Origin of the sequence: Pseudomonas sp. G2-4 (assembly GCF_030064125.1) — a bacterium.
Taxonomy (GTDB): Bacteria; Pseudomonadota; Gammaproteobacteria; order Pseudomonadales; family Pseudomonadaceae; genus Aquipseudomonas.
On record NZ_CP125957.1, the window covers coordinates 4,921,286 to 4,934,295 of the forward strand.

Here is a 13,010-nt window from a genome sequence, read left to right on the forward strand (position 1 = left end):
TGTTTGCGCCCAGGACTGTGGCGGGTTTGCACGAACGGGTCAGTCGGACAAGCCATCCTGGCTCGCTTCAAATAACGCCATGGCCTCGACATGTGCCGTTTGAGGAAACATATCGAGAATCCCGGCACGTTTTAACCGGTAGCCCTGCTTGATCAGTTCGACCGTGTCCCGGGCCAAAGTTGCCGGGTTGCACGATACATATATCAACCGCTTGGCGCCCAGGGACGCCAGCTTGCGCACCACCTCGAAAGCACCGTCACGGGGTGGGTCCAAGAGTACCGCAGAAAAGCCTTCGCCGATCCATTCGGCACCTGCCAGAGGCTGGGATAAATCGGTCTGAAAAAAGGCAGTGTTATTCAAATTGTTGCTGAGGGCATTGGCCGCCGCGCGGTCCACCATGGTTTGCACGCCTTCCACGGCCACGACCTGGCGTACCTGCTTGGCCAGCGGCAAGGCAAAGTTGCCCAACCCGCAGAACAGATCCAGCACCCGCTCCTCGGCTTGGGGCGCGAGCCATTGCAGCGCCTGGGCAATCATCGCCTCGTTGACCCCGGCGTTCACCTGGATGAAATCCCCCGGCCGGTAAGCCAGGTCCAGGTCCCAGGTTTCCAAGCGATAACCCAAGGCTTGCCCTGGATCGACCGGTTGCGGCTCGCCCTCCCCATGCAACCACAACTGCGCTTGGTGGAAAGCACAGAAGTCCTTGAGGATCGTCAGGTCGGCTTCCGACAGCGGCGCCATGTGCCGCAGCAATACCGCCAGGGACGAGCCGGCAAACAATTCCACATGCCCCAGGGCCTGGGGTTTGCTCAAGCGTCGAAGCATGTCCGGCAAGCGGCTCATGATCGGCTGCAAGGGCTGTACCAGCACCGGGCAATCGCCGATGGCCACGATGTCCTGGCTGCCAACGGCGCGGAAACCCACTTCGAGTTTTTTTTCTTTCTGATCCCAGCGCACCGCCACGCGGGCGCGACGCCGATAACCGAACTCAGGCCCGCTCAATGGCGCCGCCCATTCTTGCGGCTCTACCCCGGCCACCCGCGACAACTGCTCGACAAGCATGCGCTGTTTCAGGGCGAGTTGTTCGTCATGGGGCAAATGCTGGACGCTGCAACCGCCACAACGACCGGCATGGATGCACGGTGCCGCACGGCGCAGTTCACTGGGCTGGAACACCCGCTCGGTGCGGGCCTCGACCACTTTGCCATGGGCACCCAGCACCCGCGCCTCGACCTCTTCGCCAGCCAGGGCGCCGATGACAAACCAAGTGCGCCCGTCGACAAAAGCGATGCCCCGGCCATCATTGGCCAGGCGTTCGATGGTCAAGCGCTGCTTTTTACCGGTGGGCACTTGCGGGGCCCGGCTTCCGCCGCTGGGCTGGAAGCGCAGGCCTCTCTCTTGCTTGGCCATCAGTTGGGCGCGTCGAAAATGCCGGTCGACAGGTAACGGTCGCCACGGTCGCAGATGATCGCGACGATCACCGCGTTTTCAACTTCCTTCGACAGGCGCAGCATTCCCGCCACCGCGCCGCCCGAAGACACACCGCAGAAGATGCCCTCTTCGCGAGCCAAGCGACGGGTGATGTCCTCGGCTTCGCTCTGGGCCATGTCGACGATGCGGTCCACGCGCTCGGCTTGGTAGATCTTCGGCAGATACTCCTCGGGCCAGCGACGAATGCCCGGGATGGCCGAGCCCTCCATCGGTTGCAGGCCAATGATCTGCACATTCGGATTCTGTTCTTTCAGATAGCGCGAGGTGCCCATGATGGTGCCGGTGGTGCCCATCGAGCTGACAAAATGGGTGATGGTGCCGTCGGTCTGGCGCCAGATCTCGGGGCCGGTGGTGGTGTAGTGAGCCTCGGGATTGTCACCGTTGGCGAACTGATCCAACACCTTGCCACGCCCTTCGGCCTGCATGCGCTCGGCCAGGTCCCGGGCGCCTTCCATGCCCTGCTCCTGGGTTACCAGGATCAACTCGGCGCCATAGGCAGTCATCGCCGCCTTGCGCTCGGCACTGGAGTTGTCGGGCATGATCAGGATCATCTTGTAGCCCTTGATCGCCGCGGCCATGGCCAGGGCGATGCCGGTGTTGCCGGAGGTCGCTTCGATCAACGTGTCGCCGGGCTGGATCTGCCCGCGCAATTCGCCCCGGGTAATCATCGACAGCGCCGGCCGGTCCTTGACCGAACCCGCCGGGTTATTCCCTTCGAGCTTGAGCAAAAGCGTATTGCTGGTGACGCCAGGCAGGCGCTGCAAACGGACCAGCGGAGTGTTGCCGACGCAATCGGCGATAGTGGGGTACTGCAAAGTCATGGCGTATTCGCAATCCGGACTGCGGGGGCGCCTATCATACCGGCAAACCCGGCGCTGCCATATCACGCAAAGTGTGGTGGTTATGGCTTATGGGAATAAGCAGCGCCCGTAAGGAATAAGCAGGCCCCGTGGCGAGGGAGCTTGCTCCCGCTGGGCTGCACAGCAGCCCCAAAGCCTGAGCAGGCGAAGGTGCCAGGACCGTGACATGATTTTTACAAAGATTGCCCGCCCGCAAATCGCTACACTGCGCAGGTATTGCGTGCAGGATGCGCGCAAAGCTCAATCAGACGCTGGATGCAGGAGACAAGTGTGCTCAAGAAACTGGGAATCAAAGGCCGTGTGCTGTTGCTGACCCTTTTGCCGACCAGCCTGATGGCGCTGGTCCTGGGCGGCTATTTCATCTGGATGCAGCAATCTGACCTGCACGCCCAGTTGTTGCAACGTGGCGAAATGATCGCCGAACAGCTTGCCCCGCTGGTCGCCCCGGCCATGAGCCGCCAGGACACCGAGTTGCTTGAACGTGTCGCCACGCAGTCCCTCGAACAAACGGACGTGCGTGCCGTGACCTTTCTCGCCCCCGATCGCACGTCGCTGGCCCACGCCGGCCCGACCATGCTCAACCGGGCGCCAGAGGGCAACAGTGCCCAATTGCTGCAACGCACCGGCAACGACGCCACGCGCTACCTGTTGCCGGTATTCGGCAAGCACCGCAACCTGGCCGGTGAACTGATTCCCGAAGAAGCCGACCGCCTGCTGGGCTGGGTCGAGCTGGAGTTGTCCCACAGCGGCATGTTGCTGCGCGGTTACCGCAGCCTGTTCGCCAGCCTGTTGCTGATCGCCGCTGGCCTGGGCCTGACTGCATTGCTGGCTTTGCGCATGGGCCGCACGATCAACCGGCCGCTCAGCCAGATCAAGCAAGCCGTGGCGCAACTCAAGGATGGCCACCTGGAAACCCGCCTGCCACCGCTGGGCAGCCAGGAGCTGGATGAGCTGGCCTCGGGCATCAATCGCATGGCCGGCACCTTGCAGAACGCCCAGGAAGAATTGCAGCACAGCATCGACCAGGCCACCGAAGACGTGCGCCAGAATCTGGAAACCATCGAGATCCAGAACATCGAACTGGACCTGGCGCGCAAGGAAGCACTGGAAGCGAGCCGGATCAAGTCCGAGTTCCTGGCGAACATGAGCCATGAAATCCGCACGCCGCTCAACGGCATCCTCGGCTTCACCCACTTGTTGCAGAAAAGCGAACTGACTCCGCGCCAGCTCGATTACCTGGGCACCATCGAAAAATCCGCTGACAGCCTGTTGGGGATCATCAACGAAATCCTCGACTTTTCGAAGATCGAGGCCGGCAAACTGGTGCTCGACAGCATCCCGTTCAACCTGCGCGATCTGTTGCAAGACACCCTGACCATCCTCGCTCCGGCCGCTCACGCCAAACAACTGGAACTGGTGAGCCTGGTCTACCGGGACACGCCCCTGTCCCTGGTCGGCGATCCGCTACGCCTCAAGCAGATCCTCACCAACCTGGTGAGCAACGCCATCAAGTTCACCCGCGAAGGCACCATCGTCGCCCGAGCCATGCTTGAGGACGAACACGAAGACAGCGTGCAGTTGCGCATCAGCATCCAGGACACCGGCATCGGCCTGTCCAACCAGGACGTGCGGGCGCTGTTCCAGGCGTTCAGCCAGGCCGACAACTCGCTGTCCCGGCAACCGGGCGGCACCGGTTTGGGCCTGGTGATTTCCAAGCGCCTGGTGGAGCAAATGGGCGGGGAAATCGGCGTCGACAGTACACCGGGCGAAGGCTCGGAGTTCTGGATCAGCCTGCGCCTGCCCAAGGCCCGCGACGACGCCGAGGACTTGCCCGGTCCACCGTTGCTGGGCCGGCGCGTGGCGGTGCTGGAGAACCATGAGTTGGCCCGCCAGGCCTTGCAGCACCAGCTCGAAGACTGCGGCCTGCAAGTGACGCCATTCAACACCCTGGAAAACCTGACCAACGGCGTCACTGTCGCCCACCAGACCGATCAGGCGATTGACCTGGCCGTGCTGGGCATCACCAGCAACGACATGCCGCCGGAGCGTCTTAATCAGCACATCTGGGACCTCGAGCACCTGGGCTGCAAAGTGCTGGTGCTGTGCCCCACCACCGAACAGACGCTGTACCACCTCTCGGTGCCCAACCCGCACAGCCAGCTACAAGCCAAGCCGGCCTGCACCCGCAAGTTGCGTCGCTCGCTTTCCGACTTGGTCAACCCGCGCCCCACCCGCAGCGAACCCCATGAACCGGTGGCCAGCCGCGCGCCCAAGGTCCTGTGTGTGGACGACAATCCGGCCAACTTGCTGCTGGTGCAAACCCTGCTCGAAGACATGGGCGCCAAGGTGCTGGCCGTTGAAAGCGGTTATGCGGCGGTCAAGGCCGTGCAGAAGGAAACCTTCGACCTGGTCTTGATGGACGTGCAGATGCCCGGCATGGACGGTCGCCAGAGCACCGAGGCGATCCGTCAGTGGGAAAGCGAGCGGCATTGCACGCCACTGCCGATCGTTGCCCTCACTGCCCACGCCATGGCCAACGAAAAGCGCGCCCTGCTGCAAAGTGGCATGGACGACTACCTGACCAAACCCATCAGCGAACGACAACTGGCCCAGGTGGTCCTTAAATGGACCGGCCTAGCCTTGCGCAATCAGTCGCCGGAGCGCAGCGGCGATGCCCATGGCGGCAGCGAACTGCTGGTGCTCGACCACGAAGAAGGCCTGCGCCTGGCCGCCGGCAAGGCCGATTTGGCGGCGGACATGCTGGCGATGCTGCTGGCCTCCCTGGAAGCCGACCGCGAAGCGATCCGCCAGGCCAACGAAGCCAACGATCACAACGCCCTGATCGAACGGGTCCACCGCCTGCATGGCGCCACACGCTACTGCGGTGTTCCACAATTACGCGCCGCCTGCCAGCGCAGCGAAACCCTGCTCAAGCAACAGGACCCGAAAGCCGCCGCAGCCCTGGAAGACCTGGAGCGCGCCATCAACCGCCTGGCCAGCGAGGCACGTATCAGTGCCTGATCCAGGGCAATGGCGACACGGACGATGGCGGTTAAGCTGAGTTCATTCCAGAGCCAGGAGGCCGCCATGCGCGCGATTCTTTTCAGCAGCCAGACCTACGACCGTGACAGTTTCAGCAAAGCCCCCGCGCCCGCCGGCCTTGAATTGCAGTTCCAGCCGGCCCGCCTGGACCTGGACACCGTGGCCCTGGCCGAACGGCATGAAGTGGTCTGTGCGTTCATCAACGATGACCTGAGCGCCCCAGTGCTGGAACGGCTGGCGAACGGTGGCACCCGGCTGATCGCCCTGCGCTCGGCCGGCTACAACCATGTTGACCTATCCGCCGCCAAGCGCCTGGGACTGAGCATCGTCCGAGTGCCGGCCTACTCGCCCCACGCCGTGGCCGAACATGCCGTGGCGTTGATCATGGCGCTCAATCGCTGCCTGCACCGCGCCTACAACCGCACCCGGGACGGCAATTTCAGCCTTCATGGACTGACTGGTTTTGACCTGGTGGGCAAGACCGTCGGCGTGATCGGCACCGGGCAGATCGGCGCCACGTTCGCGCGGATCATGGCCGGTTTCGGCTGCCATTTACTGGCTTACGACCCGTACCCCAACCCTCAGGTCGAAGCCTTGGGGGCTCGCTACTTGCCCCTGGCCGATCTGCTGGGGCAAGCCCAGGTCATCAGCCTGCACTGCCCGCTGAACGAACAAAGCCGCCACCTGATCAACGCCCAATCGCTGGCCACGGTGCAACGCGGCGCCATGCTGATCAATACCGGGCGTGGCGGCCTGGTGGATACACCGGCGTTGATCGACGCGTTGAAAAGCGGCCAGTTAGGCTACTTGGGATTGGACGTGTATGAAGAAGAGGCCCAGCTGTTTTTCAAGGACCGCTCCGACCTGCCCTTGCAGGACGACGTGCTAGCACGGCTGCTGACCTTCCCCAACGTGGTGATCACCGCACACCAGGCCTTCCTGACCCATGAAGCGTTGGCGGCGATTGCCATGACCACCCTGGACAACATCGCTGCCTGGGCGGCCGGCACGCCGCAGAACCTGGTGGACCGCTAAACCTGAGCCAACACACCTCCTGCGGGAGCGAGCTTGCTCGCGATAGCGGTCTGTCAGTCAACATCAATACTGCCTGATTTGCCGCCATCGCGAGCAAGCTCGCTCCCACAGGGGGGTGGAGTTTCGTCGGCAAGATTCGTGGTTGACCATACCACCCATGCCCCGTGCTAGCATGTCGCGCCTATTTGGAGGACCCATGGCCGAACACGATTTCCGCTACACCCTGATGAATCCCCAGCACACCCTGACCGAAGTCCGCGCTCTGGCGCCAGGCCGCTATCAGGTTACTGGCAATGGCGGTTCGATCCAGGCCAACGATGTGCTGCTCGTCACGCTCAAGGGCAGTAAGGATTTGTCCATGCGCCTGACCGTGGACACCGTGCGGCACCTGCTCAAGCCCATGGGCCAATGGACCGCCATGACCACCGGCCCGGTGTTTGGCGAGCTGGCGATCCATACCTGGCAGGTCAACTGCGACGGTTGCGCCAAGGAGCTGAGCTTCGAATTCGCCGTCGACGCCAAGCTCGGCGTCAAGGCCCAGAAACCGGTGGCCAACGCGCGCATCGCCGAGTTGGGCTGGACCACTGTCGGTGAAAAACATCTGTGCCCGAAATGCCAGGAAGCCGCCTGATGAAACGCCTGGCCCTGACCGCGCTGATCAGCGTCGGCCTGATGGGTTGCGCCACCGAGTCGGTGCAACTGCAACATAACCGCAGCTACATCCTGGAGTGGATCGGTGAACGGCCATTGATGGACTACAGCCACCTGACCATTACCCTCGGTGACGACGGCCGGGCGTATGGCAATGGCGGCTGCAACCACTGGTTCGCGCCCTACACCCTTGAAGGCCACCGCTTGAGCTTCGGCAAGATCGGCAGCACGCGCAAGCTTTGTGCCCCGGCGGTGATGGAGCAAGAGACGCGCTTTTTGCAGGCGTTGGAAAAGGTCGAACGCTGGGACATCTCGCCCATCGAGCAAGTGCGCTTCTGGCCGGCCCAGGGCAAACCGTTGCGGTGGTGGTTGGAGGAAGGCTGAGGCTGACGAGCCCAGTGGCAGCTGAAGCCCCCATGTGGCGAGGGAGCTTGCTCCCGCTGGGCTGCGCAGCAGCCCCAAAATGTATCTATCACCGCGGTGTCGGACAGGACGCAGGGGCCTGCTGCGCAGTCCAGCGGGAGCAAGCTCCCTCGCCACATACAAGCCCTCAGCCGCACAGGGATTATTTAAACGCCTGCAACGCCTCAAGCTTCGCCATCACCCCCGCCGCCGTCTGCTCCCCCAGCAATTGCTCACGTACCTTGCCCTGGTTATCGATGATGTAAGTCACCGGCAGTCCTTCGCTGCGAGGCAGGTCGAAGATCTCCGCCGGATCGCGGGCCAGTACCGTGAAACGAATCCCCATCTGGTCGCTGGCGCTCTTGAGTTCCTCACCCTGGACCTGATCGAAGTTGACCCCGAACACGCCGACATTGCGCCCCTTGAGCTGTTCGGCCAAGGCATTGAATTCCGGGATTTCGGTACGGCACGGCGCGCACCACTCGGCCCAGTAGTTGAGCACCAGCCAGTGCTTGTCCAGCCTTTGCGAATCGATGGCCTGGCCGTTCTGGTCCACCCCGTAGTCGTTGCCGCAGCCGGCGAGCAACAGAATGCCGATGAATGTCAGTGTCGCCGTCAATCGCCTTGCCATATGCCGATCCTTGTCTGAATGTAAACGCTGGCGCAGCCCATCGACCTCTCTCAACGTGCCGGGCGCCTCGCAGCACAGTAGAATAGCCGCCACCTTACGCAAGATGCGACCCGCTCATGACCGATCTGACGCTTTATCACAACCCGCGCTGCTCGAAATCCCGCGGTGCGCTGGAACTGTTAGAGGCCCGGGGCCTGGCGCCCACCGTGGTCCGCTACCTGGAAACCCCACTCGACGCCGCTCAGCTGGAACGCCTGTTGGGCAAGCTCGGCATCTCCGCCCGGCAGCTGCTGCGCACCGGCGAAGAGGAATACACCGAGCTGAACCTGGCCGACCAGAGCCTGAGCCAAGCCCAGTTGATCGCAGCCATTGCCGCCCACCCGAAACTCATGGAGCGGCCGATTCTCGAAGCCGGTGACAAGGCCATGATCGGCCGTCCACCGGAGAAAATCCTGGAGATTCTGCCGTGAGCACGCCATACATCCTGGTGTTGTATTACAGCCGTAGCGGCTCCACCAACGAAATGGCCCGGCAGATCGCCCGGGGCATCGAGCAGGCCGGGCTGGAAGCCAGGCTGCGTACGGTGCCGGCGATTTCCTCCGAGTGCGAAGCGGTATCACCGGACATCCCTGAACAAGGCCCGCTGTACGCCACCCTCGATGACCTGAAGAACTGCGCCGGCCTGGCCTTGGGCAGCCCGACCCGTTTCGGCAACATGGCCGCGCCGCTGAAGTACTTTCTCGACGGCACCAGCAATCTCTGGCTGACCGGCGCGTTGGTGGGCAAGCCGGCCGGGGTGTTCACTTCCACCGCGAGCCTGCACGGCGGCCAGGAAACCACGCTATTGTCGATGATGCTGCCGCTGTTGCACCACGGTATGCTGATCACCGGCCTGCCCTACAGCGAATCGGCTTTGATCGATACTGTCGGCGGCGGCACGCCGTACGGCCCGAGTCATCACGCCGGGGCCGACGGTAAAAGCGGCTTGAACGAACATGAAGTCGCGCTGTGCCGGGCCCTGGGTTCACGCCTGGCGAAAACCGCGCAACTGTTGGAGAACGGCCGTGGCTAAGAAGCCGAAAATCCTGCCTTCTACCCAATGGCTGGAACCACGCGTACGCATTGCCCGCGTCATCAGCCTGCTGTGCTTCATCGGCCTGGTGGGGTTGCTCAGCGGGTATTACCTGCTGATCGCCGACCTGCACGGCGCGCGGCCTTGGGTGATTCTGCTGATCGAGCTGGTGCCGCTATTGATACTGGCACCCGGCATGCTCTCCGGCAGCGCCCGCGGACATTCGTGGATGTGTTTCGTGGTGAACCTGTACTTCATCAAGGGCGCGTTGGCGGCCTATGACCCGAACCGACAACTGTTCGGCCTGCTGGAAATGGCCGCGAGCGTGGCGGTGTTCTGCTCGGCCTTGCTCTATGTGCGTTGGCGGTTCCAGTTGAACCGGCGGTTGGCGGGTGAGGGAGATATCTCCGTCGCCTGATAGGCCGCCTTCGCGAGCAGGCTCGCTCCCACATTTGAAATGCACTCCTCTGTGGGAGCGAGCCTGCTCGCGATGGCCGCGACGCGGTCTCAATGATTGACGGTAAAAGCCAGCATCATCGAAATCTGCGACATCGGCCTTCCCCCACTCTCTTCATGCCACTGGTTGAAAGCATTTTGCACCGTCGCCAAGTCCCGCAGGCTGGTGGGGACTTTGTCGACGATGCCTTGGGCATTGAGCGCCGCCACCACGTCATAACTGGGCACGAAGGTGTCCTTGCCCATCATCCGCAGGAAGCGTGGCGCCGACAGGCCGCCCAGTTGGTGGCCGTGTTTTTTCAGGTAGGTCCACAGACCGACAATGTCCGTCACCGGCCAGTCGGCGATCAGCGCACCGAAGCTGCCCTTTTCATGGGCCACGTCGAGAATCAGCTGGGCGTTGCGCGGCACACTCTTGAGCTTGCCCAAGTGCCGGATGATCCGTGCGTCCTGCATCAACCGCTCCAGGTGCTCGGCACTCATCAGCACGACTTTTTCCGGGTCGAACTTGAAAAACACTTCTTCGAACGCCGGCCACTTGGCATCCACCAGGCTGTGCTTGAGCCCGGCACGAAAGACCCGTAGCGCCATGGTCGAAAGGTAGCGGTCGTCGCTGATCTTGCGCAGTTGCGCCGGGGTCTTGGGGACCGGCAGGTGGGCTTCCAGTTCAGCCGCCGAACCGAAGCGGTTCAGACAATACTCGTGCAGCCACTTGTAATCGCGCATGCCCTCTCCTGGGGTCGGAAATGAAAACGGCGCTCGCGAGCGCCGTGAATAGGAGCCTTTGCCCTCGTCAGAGGTTCACCACGTTGACGAACCGTGGCGTGGCGTTTTCGTCGATGCGCAGGTTGGTGAAGTCGAACAGGTTGCGGTCCGCCAGTTGCGATGGAACGACGTTCTGCAAGCCACGGAAAATGCTCTCGGTACGGCCTGGGGTCTTGCGTTCCCACTCCTGGAGCATCTCCTTGACCACCTGGCGCTGCAGGTTCTCCTGGGAACCGCACAGGTTGCAGGGGATGATCGGGAATTGCTTGAAATCCGAATAGGCCTGGATGTCTTTCTCGCTGCAATAGGCCAGCGGACGGATCACCACGTTGCGCCCATCATCGGCCCGCAATTTCGGCGGCATGGCCTTGAGCGAACCGTTGTAGAACATGTTCAGGAAAAACGTCTCGACGATGTCGTCGCGGTGGTGACCCAGGGCCATCTTGGTCGCCCCGATCTCGTCGGCGAAGGTGTAGAGCGTGCCGCGACGCAGGCGTGAACACAGTGAGCAGGTGGTCTTGCCTTCGGGGATCAATTCCTTGACCACCGAATAGGTGTCTTTTTCGACGATGTGGTATTCCACGCCCAGCGATTCGAGGTAGGCCGGCAACACATGCTCGGGAAACCCGGGCTGCTTCTGGTCCATGTTCACCGCGACGATATCGAACTTGATCGGCGCGACCTTCTGCAAATGCATCAGCACATCGAGCAAGGTATAGCTGTCCTTGCCCCCGGACAGGCAGACCATGACCTTGTCGCCATCCTCGATCATGTTGAAATCGGCGACCGCCTCACCGGCCTGGCGGCGCAGGCGCTTTTGCAGTTTGTTCTGGTTGACCGTAAGAGTGCCCATGACGCGAAATCCGTGAGGTGTGACGAAAGGCCGGCATTTTACGCAAAAAACCTCCCGTATGGCACCGTCCCCCTGTGGCGAGGGAGCTTGCTCCCGCTGGGTTGCGCAGCAACCCCAAGATGTATCTGCCACCACAGTGCTTCAGATAAAAGGCAGGGGCCTGCTGCGCAGTCCAGCGGGAGCAAGCTCCCTCGCCACCATGAATCTCTTCGCCTGAGAATTGCGCGCACAGATCAAGCCGCGATTAGCCTGTTCCTTTACAGCGCGATTTGCTCTAAGCCCCCCATCCCCCTGGCGAGAACTCCTTTCTATACTGCGACATAAGGTCGCACACATATTCAGACCTTTACTTACTTGGCCACCTTGGCCCGTGTAGGCGCTCCGTTGGGGGGCGATGGCAATAACAAAGGAGTGACTGACTATGATCCATCATGTCGTGGGGCTCTTTACCCACCCTGATCAAGAATGGAAAGACATCCGTGGCGATCAGGAGGAAAGCATCAGCCACATGTACCTCACCCACACGCTGATCCTGGCGGCCATTCCCGCAGTATCGGCGTTTATCGGCACCACGCAGGTGGGATGGGTCATCGGCAGTCGTCCACCGGTCATGCTGACCCAGGAAAGCGCCCTGTGGATGACCATCATGTCGTACCTGGCCATGCTGGGCGGTGTGGCGGTCATGGGCGCATTCATCCACTGGATGGCCCGTACCTACGACGCTAACCCAAGCCTGGCCCGTTGCATCGCGTTCGCCACCTACACCGCAACACCGCTGTTCATCGGCGGCCTCGCGGCGCTCTACCCGCACATGTGGCTGGGGATGATCGTCGGCACGGCGGCAATCTGCTACACGGTCTACCTGCTGTATGTGGGCCTGCCAACCTTTATGAACATTCCTCAGGACGAAGGCTTTCTATTTTCCAGTTCGGTGCTCGCCGTCGGCCTGGTGGTGCTGGTGGCCATCATGGCGTTTACGGTGATTGTCTGGGGGCTGGGCGTCGGCCCGGTGTATACCAATTGACGATTGAAGCTCCATAGCGCTCCTCCATAAAAAAGCAGGATCTGCCAACACAGGCCGCCGCAAGGCGGCCTTCCTGCGTTTGGAGCAGTCGAAACGACCATTGGGCGCCTGAGCGATTCGCAACGGTCGACGCTTGCGGCATACTCGTGATTCTGGAGACCCGTAAAGCATGCTCGAGCAACTCAATACCCGCGTCGAAGAGTGTTACCAACAAGCCGAATCCTTTTTCAAACGTCCTTTCAAACGCCCGGTGGTCAGCTTCAAATTGCGTGGCCAGAAGGCCGGTGTCGCGCACCTGCATGAAAACCTGCTGCGCTTCAATCCCCAGTTGTACCGGGAAAACGCCGACGATTTTCTCAAGCAGACCGTTGCCCACGAAGTCGCACACCTGATCGCCCATCAACTGTTTGGCGAACGCATCCAGCCCCATGGCGAAGAGTGGCAGTTGATCATGCGTGGGGTGTACGAACTGCCGCCCAACCGCTGCCACACCTACGAAATCAAACGCCGTAGCGTGACCCGCTACATCTACAAATGCCCCTGTGACGGCAGCGACTTCCCGTTCTCGGCCCAGCGCCATAGCCTGGTGCGCCAGGGGCGGCGGTATTTGTGCCGTAGTTGTCGCAATACCTTGGTGTTCAGTGGGGAAACCCGGGTGGAGTAAATTTTCGTAGTATTCGGGCTGGCCCCATCGCGAGCAAGCTCGCTCCCACAGGGGTTTTGTGAAC

The 13,010-nt window shown here is 61.8% G+C and carries 14 protein-coding genes; 9 read left to right on the top strand and 5 right to left on the bottom strand.

The window, feature by feature from the left end; genetic code table 11:
• Positions 1–39 precede the first annotated feature (39 nt).
• Positions 40–1,410, bottom strand: a complete 1,371-nt coding sequence (rlmD, locus tag QNH97_RS21435; RefSeq protein WP_283553799.1) for a 23S rRNA (uracil(1939)-C(5))-methyltransferase RlmD — start codon at positions 1,408–1,410, stop codon at positions 40–42.
• Positions 1,410–2,312 carry a cysteine synthase CysM gene (gene cysM / locus QNH97_RS21440; RefSeq protein WP_283553800.1) on the bottom strand — a complete coding sequence of 301 codons (903 nt, stop codon included), beginning with the start codon at positions 2,310–2,312 and terminating at the stop codon, positions 1,410–1,412. Before cysM ends, rlmD begins: the two co-directional genes overlap by 1 nt.
• A gap of 309 nt (positions 2,313–2,621) precedes the next feature.
• Here cysM and QNH97_RS21445 point away from each other — a divergent pair, with 309 nt between their 5' ends.
• The 4 genes from QNH97_RS21445 to QNH97_RS21460 all read left to right on the top strand — a co-directional run bounded on the left by QNH97_RS21445 (position 2,622) and on the right by QNH97_RS21460 (position 7,463).
• Entirely contained in the window at positions 2,622–5,372 is a 2,751-nt protein-coding gene (locus QNH97_RS21445) for a response regulator (protein ID WP_283553801.1), read from the top strand.
• A gap of 66 nt (positions 5,373–5,438) precedes the next feature.
• Positions 5,439–6,428, top strand: a complete 990-nt coding sequence (locus QNH97_RS21450) for a 2-hydroxyacid dehydrogenase (RefSeq protein WP_283553802.1) — start codon at positions 5,439–5,441, stop codon at positions 6,426–6,428.
• A 196-nt stretch (positions 6,429–6,624) separates the two neighbouring features.
• Entirely contained in the window at positions 6,625–7,059 is a 435-nt protein-coding gene (locus tag QNH97_RS21455; RefSeq protein WP_283553803.1) for a hypothetical protein, read from the top strand.
• Complete coding sequence (locus tag QNH97_RS21460; RefSeq protein WP_283553804.1) at positions 7,059–7,463, top strand: META domain-containing protein; 405 nt, start codon at positions 7,059–7,061, stop codon at positions 7,461–7,463. Before QNH97_RS21455 ends, QNH97_RS21460 begins: the two co-directional genes overlap by 1 nt.
• A gap of 181 nt (positions 7,464–7,644) precedes the next feature.
• Here QNH97_RS21460 and QNH97_RS21465 read toward each other — a convergent pair whose 3' ends face one another.
• Complete coding sequence (locus QNH97_RS21465) at positions 7,645–8,112, bottom strand: TlpA disulfide reductase family protein (protein ID WP_283553805.1); 468 nt, start codon at positions 8,110–8,112, stop codon at positions 7,645–7,647.
• 116 nt (positions 8,113–8,228) lie between these two features.
• On the opposite strand from QNH97_RS21465, the gene arsC reads away from it, so the two are divergent.
• Genes arsC through QNH97_RS21480 form a run of 3 tightly spaced genes read left to right on the top strand, consistent with a single transcriptional unit; the run spans position 8,229 to position 9,602 of the window.
• Positions 8,229–8,582: an arsenate reductase (glutaredoxin) gene (gene arsC, locus QNH97_RS21470; protein WP_283553806.1), complete on the top strand. Its 354-nt coding sequence runs from the start codon at positions 8,229–8,231 to the stop codon at positions 8,580–8,582.
• The gene (gene wrbA / locus QNH97_RS21475) at positions 8,579–9,184 is read left to right on the top strand and encodes an NAD(P)H:quinone oxidoreductase (protein WP_283553807.1); all 606 of its coding nucleotides are present in this window, start codon (positions 8,579–8,581) and stop codon (positions 9,182–9,184) included. The genes arsC and wrbA overlap by 4 nt, the downstream gene beginning before the upstream one ends.
• Positions 9,177–9,602: a DUF2069 domain-containing protein gene (locus QNH97_RS21480; protein WP_283553808.1), complete on the top strand. Its 426-nt coding sequence runs from the start codon at positions 9,177–9,179 to the stop codon at positions 9,600–9,602. Before wrbA ends, QNH97_RS21480 begins: the two co-directional genes overlap by 8 nt.
• Positions 9,603–9,691: 89 nt before the next feature.
• On the opposite strand, the gene QNH97_RS21485 is transcribed toward QNH97_RS21480, so the two are convergent.
• Both QNH97_RS21485 and ttcA read right to left on the bottom strand, forming a co-directional pair.
• Entirely contained in the window at positions 9,692–10,366 is a 675-nt protein-coding gene (locus QNH97_RS21485; RefSeq protein WP_283553809.1) for a DNA-3-methyladenine glycosylase I, read from the bottom strand.
• Between the two features lie 67 nt (positions 10,367–10,433).
• A complete protein-coding gene (ttcA, locus tag QNH97_RS21490) occupies positions 10,434–11,258 on the bottom strand; it encodes a tRNA 2-thiocytidine(32) synthetase TtcA (protein ID WP_283553810.1) in 825 nt (274 codons plus the stop codon).
• A 421-nt stretch (positions 11,259–11,679) separates the two neighbouring features.
• Here ttcA and QNH97_RS21495 point away from each other — a divergent pair, with 421 nt between their 5' ends.
• Both QNH97_RS21495 and QNH97_RS21500 read left to right on the top strand, forming a co-directional pair.
• Positions 11,680–12,282: a Yip1 family protein gene (locus QNH97_RS21495; protein WP_283553811.1), complete on the top strand. Its 603-nt coding sequence runs from the start codon at positions 11,680–11,682 to the stop codon at positions 12,280–12,282.
• A gap of 169 nt (positions 12,283–12,451) precedes the next feature.
• Positions 12,452–12,946: a SprT family zinc-dependent metalloprotease gene (locus QNH97_RS21500; protein WP_025215070.1), complete on the top strand. Its 495-nt coding sequence runs from the start codon at positions 12,452–12,454 to the stop codon at positions 12,944–12,946.
• The last annotated feature ends 64 nt before the right edge of the window (positions 12,947–13,010 follow it).

Excerpts from the sequence above, each read along its gene's own strand:
- arsC (WP_283553806.1), top strand. The coding sequence starts at position 8,229 with ATGACCGATCTGACGCTTTATCACAACCCGCGCTGCTCGAAATCCCGC.
- QNH97_RS21465 (WP_283553805.1), bottom strand. The coding sequence starts at position 8,112 with ATGGCAAGGCGATTGACGGCGACACTGACATTCATCGGCATTCTGTTG.
- rlmD (WP_283553799.1), bottom strand. The coding sequence starts at position 1,410 with ATGGCCAAGCAAGAGAGAGGCCTGCGCTTCCAGCCCAGCGGCGGAAGC.
- QNH97_RS21455 (WP_283553803.1), top strand. The coding sequence starts at position 6,625 with ATGGCCGAACACGATTTCCGCTACACCCTGATGAATCCCCAGCACACC.
- cysM (WP_283553800.1), bottom strand. The coding sequence starts at position 2,312 with ATGACTTTGCAGTACCCCACTATCGCCGATTGCGTCGGCAACACTCCG.
- QNH97_RS21495 (WP_283553811.1), top strand. The coding sequence starts at position 11,680 with ATGATCCATCATGTCGTGGGGCTCTTTACCCACCCTGATCAAGAATGG.
- QNH97_RS21500 (WP_025215070.1), top strand. The coding sequence starts at position 12,452 with ATGCTCGAGCAACTCAATACCCGCGTCGAAGAGTGTTACCAACAAGCC.
- ttcA (WP_283553810.1), bottom strand. The coding sequence starts at position 11,258 with ATGGGCACTCTTACGGTCAACCAGAACAAACTGCAAAAGCGCCTGCGC.
- QNH97_RS21460 (WP_283553804.1), top strand. The coding sequence starts at position 7,059 with ATGAAACGCCTGGCCCTGACCGCGCTGATCAGCGTCGGCCTGATGGGT.
- QNH97_RS21450 (WP_283553802.1), top strand. The coding sequence starts at position 5,439 with ATGCGCGCGATTCTTTTCAGCAGCCAGACCTACGACCGTGACAGTTTC.
- QNH97_RS21485 (WP_283553809.1), bottom strand. The coding sequence starts at position 10,366 with ATGCGCGATTACAAGTGGCTGCACGAGTATTGTCTGAACCGCTTCGGT.